The following is a 13,857-nucleotide window of genomic DNA, read 5'->3' as shown; positions in this document are numbered from 1 at the left end:
AGCCAATCCCTGGGGATTGGCTTTCTGTTACTGCCCGCTTATCAGAAGTCCAGGTTCGACACCGACAGCGCGTTACTTTCGATGAAGTCGCGACGCGGCTCGACTGCATCACCCATCAAGGTGTTGAACAGTTGGTCGGCGGCGATGGCGTCCTCGATGGTTACCTTGAGCATGCGGCGCACAGTCGGGTCCATGGTGGTTTCCCACAGCTGGTCCGGGTTCATCTCACCCAGCCCTTTGTATCGCTGGATGGTGTGGCGCTTGGTGCTCTCGTTCATCAGCCAGTCGAGGGCTTCCTTGAACTCGGTGACCGCCTTGCGGCGCTCACCGCGCTGAACGTATGCACCTTCACCCAACAACGTACCGAGTTTTTCGCCGAGGGCGACGACGCTGCGGTAGTCATTGCTGCCGAAGAAATCACGGTTGAAAGTGACGTAGCTGGCCAAGCCGTGGGAGGTGGTTTCCACCACCGGCAGCCAGATATTACGTTCCTTGTCCTCGTGCAAGTCAGCCTTGTAGGCCAAACCAGAACGCTGGCTGTTGTCCAGGCGCTGCTGGAACGCCTTGAGCCAATCATCCATCTGCGCCTTGTCAGCCAATTGCTCGACGGTAACTTTTGGCAGGTAGATGAAGTTCTCGGTCAGCTCTTCCGGATACAGGCGCGACAGACGCTTCAGCGTTTTCATCACACCGCGGAACTCGTTGACCAGTGCCTGTAGCTGAACACCAGAGACCGCTGGCGCTGCTTCATCCAGGTGCAGGCTGGCATCTTCCAGGGCCGATTGGGTCATGTATTCTTCCATGGCCTCATCGTCCTTGATGTACTGCTCCTGCTTGCCTTTCTTCACCTTGTACAGCGGTGGCTGAGCGATGTAGATGTAGCCACGCTCGACCAGCTCCGGCAGTTGGCGGAAGAAGAAGGTCAGCAGCAGGGTACGGATGTGCGAACCGTCGACGTCAGCATCGGTCATGATGATGATGTTGTGATAGCGCAGCTTGTCGATGTTGTACTCTTCGCGCCCGATGCCACAGCCCAGTGCGGTGATCAGCGTGCCAACCTCCTGCGAGGAGATCATCTTGTCGAAGCGTGCCTTCTCGACGTTGAGGATCTTACCCTTCAGCGGCAGGATCGCCTGAGTGCGACGGTTGCGGCCTTGCTTGGCCGAACCACCCGCGGAGTCACCCTCCACCAGGTACAGTTCGGAAAGGGCAGGGTCTTTCTCCTGGCAGTCGGCCAGTTTGCCCGGCAGACCAGCGATATCCAAGGCACCTTTACGACGAGTCATCTCGCGTGCTTTACGCGCCGCTTCACGGGCACGTGCGGCATCGATCATTTTGCCGACCACGGCCTTGGCCTCGTTGGGGTTTTCCAACAGGAAGTCGGCGAAGTACTTGTTCATCTCCTGTTCCACGGCGGTCTTCACCTCCGAGGAAACCAGCTTGTCCTTGGTCTGCGAGCTGAACTTCGGATCCGGCACCTTGACCGAAATGATCGCGGTCAAGCCTTCGCGAGCGTCGTCACCGGTGGTGGCAACCTTGTTCTTTTTCGCCAGGCCTTCCTGCTCGATATAGCTGTTCAGGCTACGGGTAAGCGAGGAGCGGAAGCCGACCAGGTGGGTACCACCATCGCGCTGGGGAATGTTGTTGGTGAAGCACAGCAGGTTTTCGTTGAAGCTGTCGTTCCACTGCAGGGCAATTTCAACACCCACGCCATCTTCACGCTGGACGTTGAAGTGGAAGACCTGGGAGTTGACCGGCGTCTTGTTGGTATTCAGGTACTCAACGAAAGCACGCAGGCCACCCTCGTACTTGAAGAACTCTTCCTTGCCGCTGCGCTCATCCTTCAACAGGATACCGACGCCGGAGTTCAGGAACGACAGCTCGCGGATACGCTTGGCGAGGATGTCCCAGCTGAAGTGGATGTTCTTGAAAGTTTCAGCCGAAGGTTTGAAGTGAATGTGGGTACCGGTGGTTTCGCTGTCACCCACCACCGCCATAGGCGCTTGGGGCACGCCATGGACGTAGGTCTGTTCCCAGATCTTACCGCTACGACGAACGGTGAGCACCAGCTGCTCCGACAAAGCATTCACTACCGAGACACCTACACCGTGCAGACCGCCGGACACCTTGTAGGAGTTGTCATCGAACTTACCGCCGGCGTGCAGCACGGTCATGATGACCTCTGCTGCCGAAACGCCTTCTTCTTTATGCACATCGACCGGAATACCACGGCCGTTGTCACGAACGCTGATGGATTCGTCCGGATGAATGATGACGGTAATGTCATCGCAATGCCCGGCCAGGGCTTCGTCGATCGAGTTGTCGACCACCTCGAACACCATGTGGTGCAGGCCGCTGCCGTCATCGGTGTCGCCAATGTACATGCCGGGACGTTTGCGTACGGCATCCAGCCCTTTCAGCACTTTAATGCTGGAGGAGTCGTACGTTTGATTTTCGCTCATGCCTTCACTCCCGATGGTCGTGGGTCTGGGTGATACGGCCTTGTTCCACGTGGAACAAGGCAACTGGCGTTTCCGTCTGCCAGCCTTCCCTCAGAAATTCGTGGTCTACACAGGTGATGAACACCTGGCAGTTCAATTCTTCAAGCAAGCGGCACAGGGCGCGGCGGTGCTGCTCGTCCAGCTCGGACGGCAAGTCATCCACCAGATAAATACACTGACCGCGACGAACCTGGCTGACCAGGTGCCCCTGTGCAATGCGCAGGGCGCAGACCACCAACTTCTGCTGCCCACGCGAAAGAATGTCGGCCGCATTGTTCGCGCCCAATCGAAGGCGCAGATCAGCACGCTGTGGCCCGGCCTGGGTGTGGCCCATCTGCTGATCGCGAAGCAGGGAGGCGGCGAGAACTTCATTGAGTTCCCGGTCCTTGTCCCAGCCTCGGTAATAGCTCAGGGTCAGCCCGTCCAGTTCGACCAGTTCGCTCAGGGTCTGCTCGAAGACAGGCTTCAAGGCCTTGATATAGTTGCGACGGTATTCATCTATCTCCGCACTGGCGAGACATAACTCTCGATCCCAGGCGGCTTGCGAAACGGCGTCCAGTGTACCATGCCGCAGCCATGAGTTCCGCTGCCGCAGGGCCTTCTGCAGGCGCTGCCAGGTAGCCATGAAGCGGGGTTCCACGTGGAACACGCCCCAATCGAGGAACTGCCGGCGCACTTTTGGCGCACCTTCGAGCAGCCGGAAACTGTCTGGGTTGATCAACTGCAACGGCAGCATCTCTGCCAGTTGCGCGGCGCTGCGCGCGTTCTGTCCATCGATGCGAATGGTGAAGTCCCCCTGGCGCTCCCGCGACACACCAAGGTTGCTCATACCGCCCTCGGCCAATTCAACCTGGCCGAACACCGTGCAGGTCGGCTGGTCGTACTGGATCACCGGGTTCAGCCGGGTGCTGCGGAATGAGCGCGCAAGACCGAGCAGATGCACAGCTTCGAGCACGCTGGTCTTGCCGCTGCCGTTGGCGCCGTAAAGGATGTTGATGCGAGGGGAGGGTGAGAGGGTCACCGGGTGCAGGTTGCGCACCGCGGTGACCGAGAGACGTCGAAGGGACATGTCGCCTGCTACGGGTTACAGACGCATCGGCATGACAACGTAGGACGAGTCGTCATTGCCGGCTTCCTGCAACAGGGCGCTGCTGTTGGAGTCCGACAGAATCAGGCGAACTTGCTCTGTGGTCATCACACCCAGCACGTCCAGCAGGTAGCTGACGTTGAAACCGATCTCCAACGAGCTGCCGTTGTAGTCGACGCTGATCTCTTCTTCCGCTTCTTCCTGTTCCGGGTTGTTGGCCTGGATTTTCAGTTGGCCAGCGGCCAGTTGCAGGCGAATGCCGCGGTACTTCTCGTTGGACAGGATCGCGGTGCGGCTGAACGCTTCGCGCAGTGCCTGACGGTCGCCGATCACCAGCTTGTCGCCACCTTTAGGCAGAACGCGCTCGTAGTCCGGGAACTTGCCGTCCACCAGCTTGGAGGTGAAAGTGAATTCACCGGTGGTGGCACGAATGTGATGCTGGCCCAGAACGATGCTGACCATGCCTTCCGGGTCTGTCAGCAGGCGCGCCAGTTCCAGGATACCTTTGCGCGGCACGATGACCTGATGACGATCAGCTTGGTCGATCGGTGCCTGCATGGCGCACAGCGCCAGGCGATGGCCATCGGTGGCCACGGCACGCAAGGTGCCGGGGGATACTTCCAGTAGCATGCCGTTGAGGTAGTAGCGCACGTCCTGCTGGGCCATGGCGAAGCTGGTGCGCTCGATCAGGCGGCGCAGTTTGCTCTGCTCAAGCTGGCAGGTCAGCGAGCCTGGGCCTTCTTCCACGGTCGGGAAGTCATTGGCCGGCAAAGTGGAAAGGGTGAAACGGCTGCGACCGGCCTTGACCAGCAACTTCTGCTCGTCGACCTTGATGTCGATCAGCACATCACTGGGCAGGCTCTTGCAGATGTCCATCAGCTTGCGCGCCGGGACGGTGATCTCGCCCGGTTCAGCCGGTTCTTCCAGCTGTACGCGGCCAACCAGTTCGACTTCCAGGTCGGTACCGGTCAACGACAGCTGCTGGCCTTGCACGACCAGCAGGACGTTGGACAGAACCGGCAAGGTCTGGCGGCGCTCGACGACGCCTGCGACCAGTTGCAGGGGTTTCAACAGGGCTTCGCGTTGAATGGTGAAATGCATGGTCTAGTCCCTTGCCTTCAAATAGCTGCGCAGACGGTCATCAGGTCGTCAGCGTACGCAGCAGGTTCTTGTAGTCCTCGCGGATGTCCGCGTCGGATTCCTTCAATTCATTGATCTTGCGGCAAGCGTGCAACACGGTGGTGTGGTCACGACCGCCGAACATGTCGCCGATCTCCGGCAGACTGTGGTTGGTCAACTCTTTCGACAACGCCATCGCTACCTGCCTTGGCCGCGCCACCGAGCGCGAGCGACGCTTGGACAACAGATCGGAGATCTTGATCTTGTAGTACTCGGCCACCGTGCGCTGGATGTTATCCACACTGACCAGCTTGTCCTGCAGCGCCAACAAGTCCTTGAGCGACTCGCGGATCAGCTCGATGGTGATGTCGCGGCCCATGAAGTGCGAGTGGGCAATCACCCGTTTCAGGGCGCCTTCCAGTTCACGCACATTGGAGCGGATACGCTGGGCGATGAAGAAGGCGGCATCGTGCGGCAACTCGACCTTGGCTTGGTCGGCCTTCTTCATAAGGATGGCCACACGGGTTTCCAGCTCCGGTGGCTCGACGGCGACCGTCAGCCCCCAGCCGAAACGCGACTTCAGGCGCTCTTCCAGGCCTTCGATTTCCTTCGGGTAGCGGTCACTGGTGAGGATCACCTGCTGGCCACCTTCGAGCAGGGCGTTGAAGGTGTGGAAAAACTCTTCCTGCGAGCGCTCCTTGCGGGCGAAGAACTGAATGTCATCGATCAACAGCGCATCGACCGAGCGGTAGAAACGCTTGAACTCATTGATTGCGTTCAGTTGCAGCGCCTTGACCATGTCGGCCACGAAGCGCTCGGAATGCAGGTAGACCACCTTGGCATTCGGATTCTTTTTCAGCAGGTGGTTACCCACAGCGTGCATCAAGTGGGTCTTACCCAGGCCCACGCCCCCATAAAGGAAGAGCGGGTTGTAACCATGCTTGGGGTTGTCGGCGACCTGCCAGGCCGCGGCGCGGGCCAGCTGGTTGGATTTACCCTCGACGAAGGTCTCGAAGGTGAAGGTACGGTTCAGGTAGCTGGTGTGCTTCAAGGCACCTTCGACCTGCACCGTGCGCTGCTCGGTACGCCCGTTGGCCTTCGGGGCCGTGCTGGTGTCGCTCATGCTGTCGAAGCTGTCGCGGCTCGAGGGCTCTTCGACCTCGGCGGCCTGAGTTGGCTCGACCGCTGGCGTGTTCGCATGCTGAACCGCAGCCACCGAAGGCTGCACCTGCGTCTGCTGCGCAAGGGTTGCGGCAACGGCGGCGCTGACAGGTGCGTTGGGGGCAGCACGCGCTGCGGAACTGCGACGGCTGCCTATCAACAAGGAAAGCGCGGGAGCAATGCCGCTGCCCTGTTCACCCAGCAGTTCGAGCAGGCGGCCAAGGTACTTCTCGTTGACCCAATCAAGCACGAAGCGGTTGGGCGCATAGACGCGCAACTCGTCGCCTTCGGCTTCGACCTGTAGCGGACGGATCCAGGTGTTGAATTGCTGGGCAGGCAGTTCATCGCGCAGAAGCTCCACGCACTGCTGCCAAAGTTCCACTGACACGGATATCCCCTGAGTTGAAAGCCGGATGAGGCAAAACAAACCGCCATTGTACCGGGCAGGCGACCAGTTATCCACACGTGGTGGCGATCGCGATCACGGTAAAACCGCCAAAAACTGACGTTTACATAACGCAAGCAGTGTTGATAAGCCCTGTGGATAAGCGCACCTGTGGGCTATGCACAACTCAGGGTTGAGGTCTGTGGATAAACCCTCTGTGGATAAACAGCCATTCACTCCACAGGTTGTCCTCATGGCCCGCACAGTCAGAGCACCCTTTACCGACAAGGTTGTGGATCTCTGTACAGCTCGTAAAACGTGACCTTGAGTCACTTATCCACAGAAGGTTGCCCAGCTAAGATCTATAAGTTCTTCAAAAAAGCTTTTTATATGCCTCTTTGTTTTTTCTGTTTGCCTGCGTTTTGTCCACGCGGGCAAACGGCCATCGTTCGAGGGAGATTCGATCTACCCTGATTCGACCTTCCATAAGGAATGGCTGGTTGGAAATTGACCTATTGCCTTGCTTTCTCTAGAATCGCCGATCTCTTAAAAAGGGGGCCCTTCCGGCCCGTTGTCGACCAACCCAGGTAACACGCCATGAAACGTACTTTCCAACCAAGCACCATCAAGCGCGCCCGCACCCACGGTTTCCGTGCCCGTATGGCTACCAAGAACGGCCGTGCCGTTCTGTCGCGTCGCCGTGCCAAAGGCCGTAAGCGTCTGGCAATTTGATTTTTCGGCACAGGTGGTGAGTCAGGACTTCAGTCGGGAAAAGCGACTGCTTACACCCCGGCATTTCAAAGCGGTCTTCGACTCCCCAACCGGCAAGGTTCCAGGGAAAAACCTGCTTATCCTTGCCCGCGAGAACGGCCTCGATCATCCGCGCCTAGGCCTGGTGATCGGCAAGAAGAGCGTCAAGCTCGCCGTTCAACGCAATCGCCTGAAACGCCTGATGCGCGATTCGTTTCGCCTGAACCAGCAGCTGTTGGCTGGCCTGGACATCGTGATCGTCGCGCGCAAGGGGTTGGGCGAAGTGGAAAACCCAGAATTGCACCAACACTTTGGCAAGCTCTGGAAGCGACTGGTCCGCAGTCGGCCCTCTCCAGCGGTCGCCAATTCCGCAGGGGTAGACAGTCACGATGCGTAAACTGGCCCTCGTTCCGATCCAGTTTTACCGTTACGCCATCAGTCCACTGATGGCCAGTCACTGTCGTTTCTATCCCAGCTGTTCCTGTTACGCCTATGAAGCCATTGAAAACCATGGCCTCTTGCGTGGTGGGTGGCTGGCCGTTCGTCGCCTGGGGCGTTGTCATCCGTGGAACGACGGCGGTTTCGATCCCGTTCCACCAGCTCCTTCCTCCCGAACTTCTTCGATAGCCGAGTAATCATGGATATTAAACGCACGATCCTGATCGTCGCCCTGGCAATCGTGTCCTATGTCATGGTCCTCAAGTGGAACCAGGACTACGGCCAGGCTGCCCTGCCGACTCAGAATGCTGCTGCCAGCAATGCTGCCCCGGCCCTGCCGGACACCGTGCCGGCTGGCAACTCCGGTGCAAGCGCCGATGTGCCGAGCGCCAATGCTGAATCCAGCCCAGCCGAACTGGCGCCTGTGGCGCTCAGCAAGGACCTGATCCGGATCAAGACCGACGTCCTGGACCTGGCTATCGACCCGGTCGGTGGTGACATCGTCCAACTGACCCTGCCGAAGTATCCACGTCGCCAGGATCATCCGGATATTCCGTTCCAGCTGTTCGACAACGGTGGTGAACGTGTGTATCTGGCCCAGAGTGGCCTGACCGGCGCCAACGGTCCGGACGCCCGTTCCACTGGTCGCCCGCTATACGCCGCAGAGCAGAAGAGCTTCCAGTTGGCCGACGGCCAGGACCAACTGTCGGTCGATCTGAAGTTCAGCGAGAACGGCGTCAACTACATCAAGCGCTTCAGCTTCAAGCGCGGTGAGTATGACCTGACCGTCAGCTACCTGATCGACAACCAGAGCAGCCAGGCCTGGACCGGCAACATGTTTGCCCAGCTCAAGCGTGACGCCAGCTCCGACCCGTCGTCGAGCACCGCCACCGGTACCGCCACCTACCTGGGCGCGGCCCTGTGGACAGCTTCCGAGCCGTACAAGAAAGTGTCGATGAAAGACATCGACAAGGGTAGTTTGAAAGAAAATGTGACCGGCGGCTGGGTCGCCTGGCTGCAGCACTACTTCGTGACGGCCTGGATCCCGACCCACTCGGACAACAACGCCGTCCAGACCCGCAAGGACAGCCAGGGCAACTACATCATCGGCTATACCGGCCCGGCGCTTAACGTCCCTGCCGGCGGCAAGGTCGAAACCAGCGCCATGCTGTATGCCGGCCCGAAGATCCAGTCCAAGCTCAAGGAGTTGTCCCCAGGCCTGGAGCTGACTGTCGACTATGGCTTCCTGTGGTTCATCGCCCAGCCGATCTTCTGGCTGCTGCAACATATCCACAGCCTGCTGGGCAACTGGGGCTGGTCGATCATCGTCCTGACCATGTTGATCAAGGGCCTGTTCTTCCCGCTGTCGGCCGCCAGCTACCGCTCGATGGCGCGCATGCGTGCCGTGGCGCCAAAACTGGCCCAGCTCAAGGAACGCTTCGGTGACGATCGCCAGAAGATGTCCCAGGCGATGATGGAGCTGTACAAGAAAGAGAAGATCAATCCGCTGGGCGGCTGTCTGCCGATCCTGGTGCAAATGCCGGTGTTCCTGGCCCTGTACTGGGTGCTGCTGGAAAGTGTCGAGATGCGCCAGGCCCCGTGGATGCTGTGGATCACCGACCTGTCGATCAAGGATCCGTTCTTCATCCTGCCGATCATCATGGGTGCCACCATGTTCATCCAGCAGCGCCTGAACCCGACCCCGCCCGATCCTATGCAGGCGAAGGTAATGAAAATGATGCCGATCATCTTCACCTTCTTCTTCCTGTGGTTCCCGGCTGGTCTGGTGCTGTACTGGGTTGTGAACAACTGCCTGTCGATCGGACAGCAGTGGTACATCACTCGTCGTATCGAGGCTGCGACCAAGAACGCAGCCGCTTGACGGGCTGCTACGCTAGCCTGTGAACAAAAACGCCCCCCTGGGGCGTTTTTGCTATCTGTCGTATTCGTTGTAGAGGTTCGAGCATGAACACAGTGCGTGAAACCATTGCCGCCATCGCCACCGCCCAGGGCCGTGGCGGGGTAGGCATCGTCAGATTGTCCGGCCCGCTGGCCCACCAGGCCGGGCAAATCATCACCGGGCGCAATACGCTGACCCCGCGGCATGCCCATTACGGCCCGTTCCGCGATGACGATGGCCTGGTGCTGGATGAAGGGATCGCACTGTTCTTCCCAGGGCCGAACTCGTTCACCGGCGAAGATGTGCTGGAGCTGCAGGGCCACGGCGGCCCGGTAGTCATGGACATGCTGCTGCAACGTTGCCTGCAGCTCGGTTGCCGACTGGCACGTCCAGGCGAATTCAGCGAGCGAGCGTTCCTCAACGACAAGCTCGACCTGGCCCAGGCCGAGGCAATCGCCGACCTGATCGAAGCCAGCTCCACGCAGGCTGCGCGCAATGCCTTGCGTTCCCTGCAGGGGGCATTCTCCAAGCGTGTGCATGGCCTCACCGAAGCTCTGATCGCCCTGCGCATCTATGTCGAAGCCGCCATCGACTTCCCAGAGGAAGAGATCGACTTTCTTGCCGATGGCCATGTGCTGCGCATGCTCGATGAGGTGCGTGACACGTTATCCACAGTTCAGCGCGAAGCGGGGCAAGGCGCGTTGCTTCGCGATGGCATGACCGTGGTCATCGCAGGCCGGCCGAACGCCGGCAAGTCGAGCCTGCTCAACCAGTTGGCCGGGCGTGAAGCGGCAATTGTCACCGATATCGCCGGCACCACCCGGGATATCCTCCGCGAACATATCCACATCGACGGCATGCCGCTGCATGTGGTCGACACCGCAGGCTTGCGCGACACCGATGACCATGTGGAAAAGATCGGTGTGGAACGAGCGCTCAAGGCCATCGCCGAGGCCGACCGTGTGCTCCTGGTGGTCGATTCGACGGCACCGGAAGCCAGCGATCCGTTTGCCTTGTGGCCAGAGTTTCTCGATCAGCGCCCCGACGTGGCCAAGGTCACCCTCATTCGCAACAAGGCGGATCTCAGTGGTGAGGTCGTGGGCCTGGAGCAAAGCGACGATGGGCACGTCACCATCACCCTCAGCGCCCGGGACAACGACATGGGCCTGGACCTGCTGCGTGAGCATCTCAAGGCTTGCATGGGCTATGAACAAACCGCCGAAAGCAGCTTCAGCGCTCGTCGCCGGCACCTGGAGGCGCTACGCCAGGCCAGTGCCCACCTCGGGCATGGCCGTGCGCAGCTGACCCTCGCCGGTGCCGGTGAGCTGCTTGCAGAGGATCTGCGCCAGGCACAGCAAGTGCTGGGTGAAATTACCGGAGCATTCAGCTCGGATGACCTGCTGGGCCGGATTTTCTCCAGCTTCTGCATTGGCAAGTGATCCCATAGGGTTCGATTCGCAACAAAGCCGCTCTTTGGAGCGGCTTTTTTTTGCCCGCGATTCGTGTTGGTACCGGTCATTGCAAGCAGGCCAGCAACCAAGGACGACACACGCCGCGGAAAAAATTTCATCAACAGCGCCCCGCACGCCTGGATAAGCTCTGTGGAAAACTCGACCTCAGCTCCGTTGATAACCAGGCTTTTTTTCTGAGGACAAACCTGCCTGTGGGTAACAGCATGATTCATCCACAGGTTAAACAGCGGTATCCAGAGCCCCCAGGGCCACTTCGACACAGGGTTTTGATTCTCTGTACACATTGATATGTATGGGCTACAGAGACTTATGCACAGATAGGTTGGTGCCTAAACATAAACATAAAAACAAAGCTTTTTTAAATTTTTCCTCTTTGTTTTCTTTTACCTGCCACTCATCCACAGCCTGGTCAAATTTTGCTCAGAAGGTTTCTTTGAAGGGCGGGAAGTCCCTATACTTGTCCGCTTACCTTCTCTATTCGCAAAAACAGGCACGAGGTGCGTGGTGGATTTCCCTTCCCGTTTTGAAGTGATCGTCATCGGCGGCGGCCATGCCGGTACCGAGGCTGCGCTTGCGTCCGCACGCATGGGTGTGAAAACCCTGCTGCTGACCCATAACGTGGAAACCCTCGGTCACATGAGCTGCAACCCGGCCATCGGTGGCATTGGCAAGAGCCACCTGGTCAAGGAAATCGATGCGCTCGGCGGCGCGATGGCGCTGGCCACCGACAAGAGCGGCATCCAGTTCCGCGTTCTGAACAACCGCAAGGGCCCGGCGGTACGCGCCACCCGTGCACAGGCGGACCGCGCCATCTACAAGGCCGTGGTACGTGAAATCCTGGAAAACCAGCCCAACCTGTGGATATTCCAGCAGTCGTGCGATGACCTGATCGTCGAGCAGGACCAGGTCAAGGGCGTGGTCACGCAAATGGGCCTGCGGTTCTTCGCCGACTCCGTTGTACTGACCAGCGGGACTTTCCTCGGTGGACTTATCCACATCGGTTTGCAGAACTATTCCGGTGGCCGCGCGGGCGATCCGCCCGCCAATGCCCTGGCCAACCGCATGCGTGAATTGCCGCTGCGTGTCGGCCGGCTGAAAACCGGTACCCCGCCGCGCATCGATGGCCGTTCGGTGGACTTCTCGGTGATGACCGAGCAACCGGGCGATACACCGATCCCGGTAATGTCGTTCATGGGCAACGCCGACATGCATCCGCGCCAGGTGAGCTGCTGGATTACCCACACCAATGCCCGTACACACGAGATCATTGCCTCGAACCTCGACCGTTCGCCGATGTACTCGGGGGTAATCGAAGGTATCGGCCCGCGTTATTGCCCGTCGATCGAGGACAAGATCCATCGCTTCGCCGACAAGGAAAGCCACCAGGTGTTCATCGAGCCGGAAGGCCTGACCACCCATGAGCTGTACCCCAACGGTATTTCCACGTCGTTGCCGTTCGACGTGCAGCTCGAGATCGTCCGCTCGATCCGCGGCATGGAGAACGCCCACATCGTGCGCCCGGGCTATGCCATCGAGTACGACTACTTCGATCCACGCGACCTGAAGTACAGCCTCGAGACCAAGGTCATCGGTGGCCTGTTCTTCGCAGGCCAGATCAACGGCACCACCGGCTACGAAGAAGCCGGTGCCCAAGGCCTGTTGGCCGGGACCAACGCCGCGCTGCGCGCCCAGGGCCGTGAAAGCTGGTGCCCGCGTCGCGACGAGGCGTACATCGGCGTGCTGGTCGACGACCTGATCACCCTCGGCACCCAAGAGCCGTACCGCATGTTCACTTCGCGAGCTGAATACCGGCTGATCCTGCGCGAAGACAACGCCGACCTGCGCCTGACCGAGAAGGGCCGTGAACTCGGCTTGATCGACGATGAGCGCTGGGCGGCCTTCAGCGCCAAACGCGAAGGCATCGAGCGAGAAGAACAACGCCTGAAAAGTACCTGGGTGCGCCCGAACACGCCGCAAGGCCAGGCCATTGTGGATAAGTTCGGCACGCCATTGGCGCATGAGTACAGCCTGCTCAACCTGCTTGCCCGCCCTGAAATCGACTACGCTGGCCTGATCGAGGCAACCGGCGGCGAGAACATCGATCCACAGGTCGCCGAGCAGGTCGAGATCAGGACCAAGTACGCCGGCTACATCGACCGTCAGCAGGAAGAGATTGCCCGCCTGCGCGCCAGTGAGGACACGCGTCTACCTGTGGATATCGACTACACGACCATCTCCGGGCTGTCCAAGGAGATCCAGGGCAAGCTCGGCGACACCCGGCCAGAGACCCTGGGCCAGGCTTCGCGTATTCCCGGCGTCACCCCGGCGGCGATTTCCCTGTTGTTGATTCACTTGAAAAAACGCGGCGCAGGCCGCGAATTGGAGCAAAGCGCTTGAGTTCCCCGGTCACCCCGCAACATGCCGAAGAGTTGTCCACAGGTGCGCGTCAGCTTGGTGTCGAGCTGACCGCGCAGCAGCACGAACTGCTGCTGGGCTACCTGGCCCTGTTGATCAAATGGAACAAGGCCTACAACCTGACCGCCGTGCGCGACCCCGACGAGATGGTGTCGCGTCACTTGCTCGACAGCCTCAGCGTCATGCCGTTTATCCACAACGACACCCAGCGTTGGCTGGATGTCGGCAGCGGCGGCGGCATGCCGGGCATACCGCTGGCCATCCTGCATCCGCACAAGCAGGTGACGGTGCTCGACAGCAACGGCAAGAAGACGCGCTTCCTCACCCAGGTGAAGATGGAGCTGAAACTGGACAACCTCACGGTTATCCACAGCCGGGTGGAAGAGGTCCACCCCGAGCAGCCGTTCTGCGGGATCGTCTCCCGGGCCTTCAGCAGCATGGAGAATTTCACCAACTGGACCCGCCACCTGGGTGACAGCCGCACGCAATGGCTTGCAATGAAGGGGCTGCATCCTGCCGATGAACTGGTAGCATTGCCCGCAGACTTCACAGTGGAAAGCGAGCAGGCCCTGACCGTTCCAGGTTGCCAGGGCCAGCGCCATCTGCTGATACTGCGCCGCAAGGCATGA

At 59.6% G+C, this 13,857-nt stretch carries 11 protein-coding genes; 7 read left to right on the top strand and 4 right to left on the bottom strand.

All coding sequences use genetic code 11. From position 1 onward, the window contains the following. Positions 1-41: 41 nt before the first annotated feature. The 4 genes from gyrB to dnaA are packed head-to-tail and all read right to left on the bottom strand — an operon-like array spanning position 42 to position 6,256. Positions 42-2,462, bottom strand: a complete 2,421-nt coding sequence (gene gyrB, locus DFS21_RS04670; protein ID WP_110696882.1) for a DNA topoisomerase (ATP-hydrolyzing) subunit B — start codon at positions 2,460-2,462, stop codon at positions 42-44. Positions 2,463-2,466: 4 nt separating this feature from the next. Beyond that, positions 2,467-3,570, bottom strand: a complete 1,104-nt coding sequence (gene recF / locus DFS21_RS04665; RefSeq protein WP_094010826.1) for a DNA replication/repair protein RecF — start codon at positions 3,568-3,570, stop codon at positions 2,467-2,469. Positions 3,571-3,585: 15 nt separating this feature from the next. Beyond that, positions 3,586-4,689, bottom strand: a complete 1,104-nt coding sequence (dnaN, locus tag DFS21_RS04660; RefSeq protein WP_102683381.1) for a DNA polymerase III subunit beta — start codon at positions 4,687-4,689, stop codon at positions 3,586-3,588. 40 nt (positions 4,690-4,729) lie between these two features. Continuing rightward, positions 4,730-6,256 carry a chromosomal replication initiator protein DnaA gene (gene dnaA, locus DFS21_RS04655; protein ID WP_111531921.1) on the bottom strand — a complete coding sequence of 509 codons (1,527 nt, stop codon included), beginning with the start codon at positions 6,254-6,256 and terminating at the stop codon, positions 4,730-4,732. Between the two features lie 594 nt (positions 6,257-6,850). Here dnaA and rpmH point away from each other — a divergent pair. The 7 genes from rpmH (at position 6,851) to rsmG (ending at position 13,857) form a co-directional block, all read left to right on the top strand. Further along, the gene (rpmH, locus tag DFS21_RS04650) at positions 6,851-6,985 is read left to right on the top strand and encodes a 50S ribosomal protein L34 (RefSeq protein WP_003253163.1); all 135 of its coding nucleotides are present in this window, start codon (positions 6,851-6,853) and stop codon (positions 6,983-6,985) included. Between the two features lie 13 nt (positions 6,986-6,998). Continuing rightward, a complete protein-coding gene (rnpA, locus tag DFS21_RS04645) occupies positions 6,999-7,400 on the top strand; it encodes a ribonuclease P protein component (RefSeq protein WP_102683383.1) in 402 nt (133 codons plus the stop codon). Continuing rightward, on the top strand, positions 7,393-7,638 hold the full coding sequence (gene yidD, locus DFS21_RS04640; RefSeq protein ID WP_011536514.1) for a membrane protein insertion efficiency factor YidD: 246 nt from the start codon (positions 7,393-7,395) through the stop codon (positions 7,636-7,638). The genes rnpA and yidD overlap by 8 nt, the downstream gene beginning before the upstream one ends. Positions 7,639-7,640: 2 nt before the next feature. Then, on the top strand, positions 7,641-9,323 hold the full coding sequence (gene yidC, locus DFS21_RS04635) for a membrane protein insertase YidC (protein ID WP_038707083.1): 1,683 nt from the start codon (positions 7,641-7,643) through the stop codon (positions 9,321-9,323). Between the two features lie 83 nt (positions 9,324-9,406). Then, on the top strand, positions 9,407-10,780 hold the full coding sequence (gene mnmE, locus DFS21_RS04630) for a tRNA uridine-5-carboxymethylaminomethyl(34) synthesis GTPase MnmE (RefSeq protein WP_111531920.1): 1,374 nt from the start codon (positions 9,407-9,409) through the stop codon (positions 10,778-10,780). Between the two features lie 537 nt (positions 10,781-11,317). Beyond that, a complete protein-coding gene (gene mnmG, locus DFS21_RS04625; protein WP_102683386.1) occupies positions 11,318-13,210 on the top strand; it encodes a tRNA uridine-5-carboxymethylaminomethyl(34) synthesis enzyme MnmG in 1,893 nt (630 codons plus the stop codon). Continuing rightward, positions 13,207-13,857: a 16S rRNA (guanine(527)-N(7))-methyltransferase RsmG gene (gene rsmG, locus DFS21_RS04620; RefSeq protein ID WP_110696878.1), complete on the top strand. Its 651-nt coding sequence runs from the start codon at positions 13,207-13,209 to the stop codon at positions 13,855-13,857. Before mnmG ends, rsmG begins: the two co-directional genes overlap by 4 nt.

Source organism: Pseudomonas sp. 2848, from assembly GCF_003253945.1.
Taxonomy (GTDB): domain Bacteria; phylum Pseudomonadota; class Gammaproteobacteria; order Pseudomonadales; family Pseudomonadaceae; genus Aquipseudomonas.
This window is presented reverse-complemented; position numbering and strand designations above follow the sequence as displayed.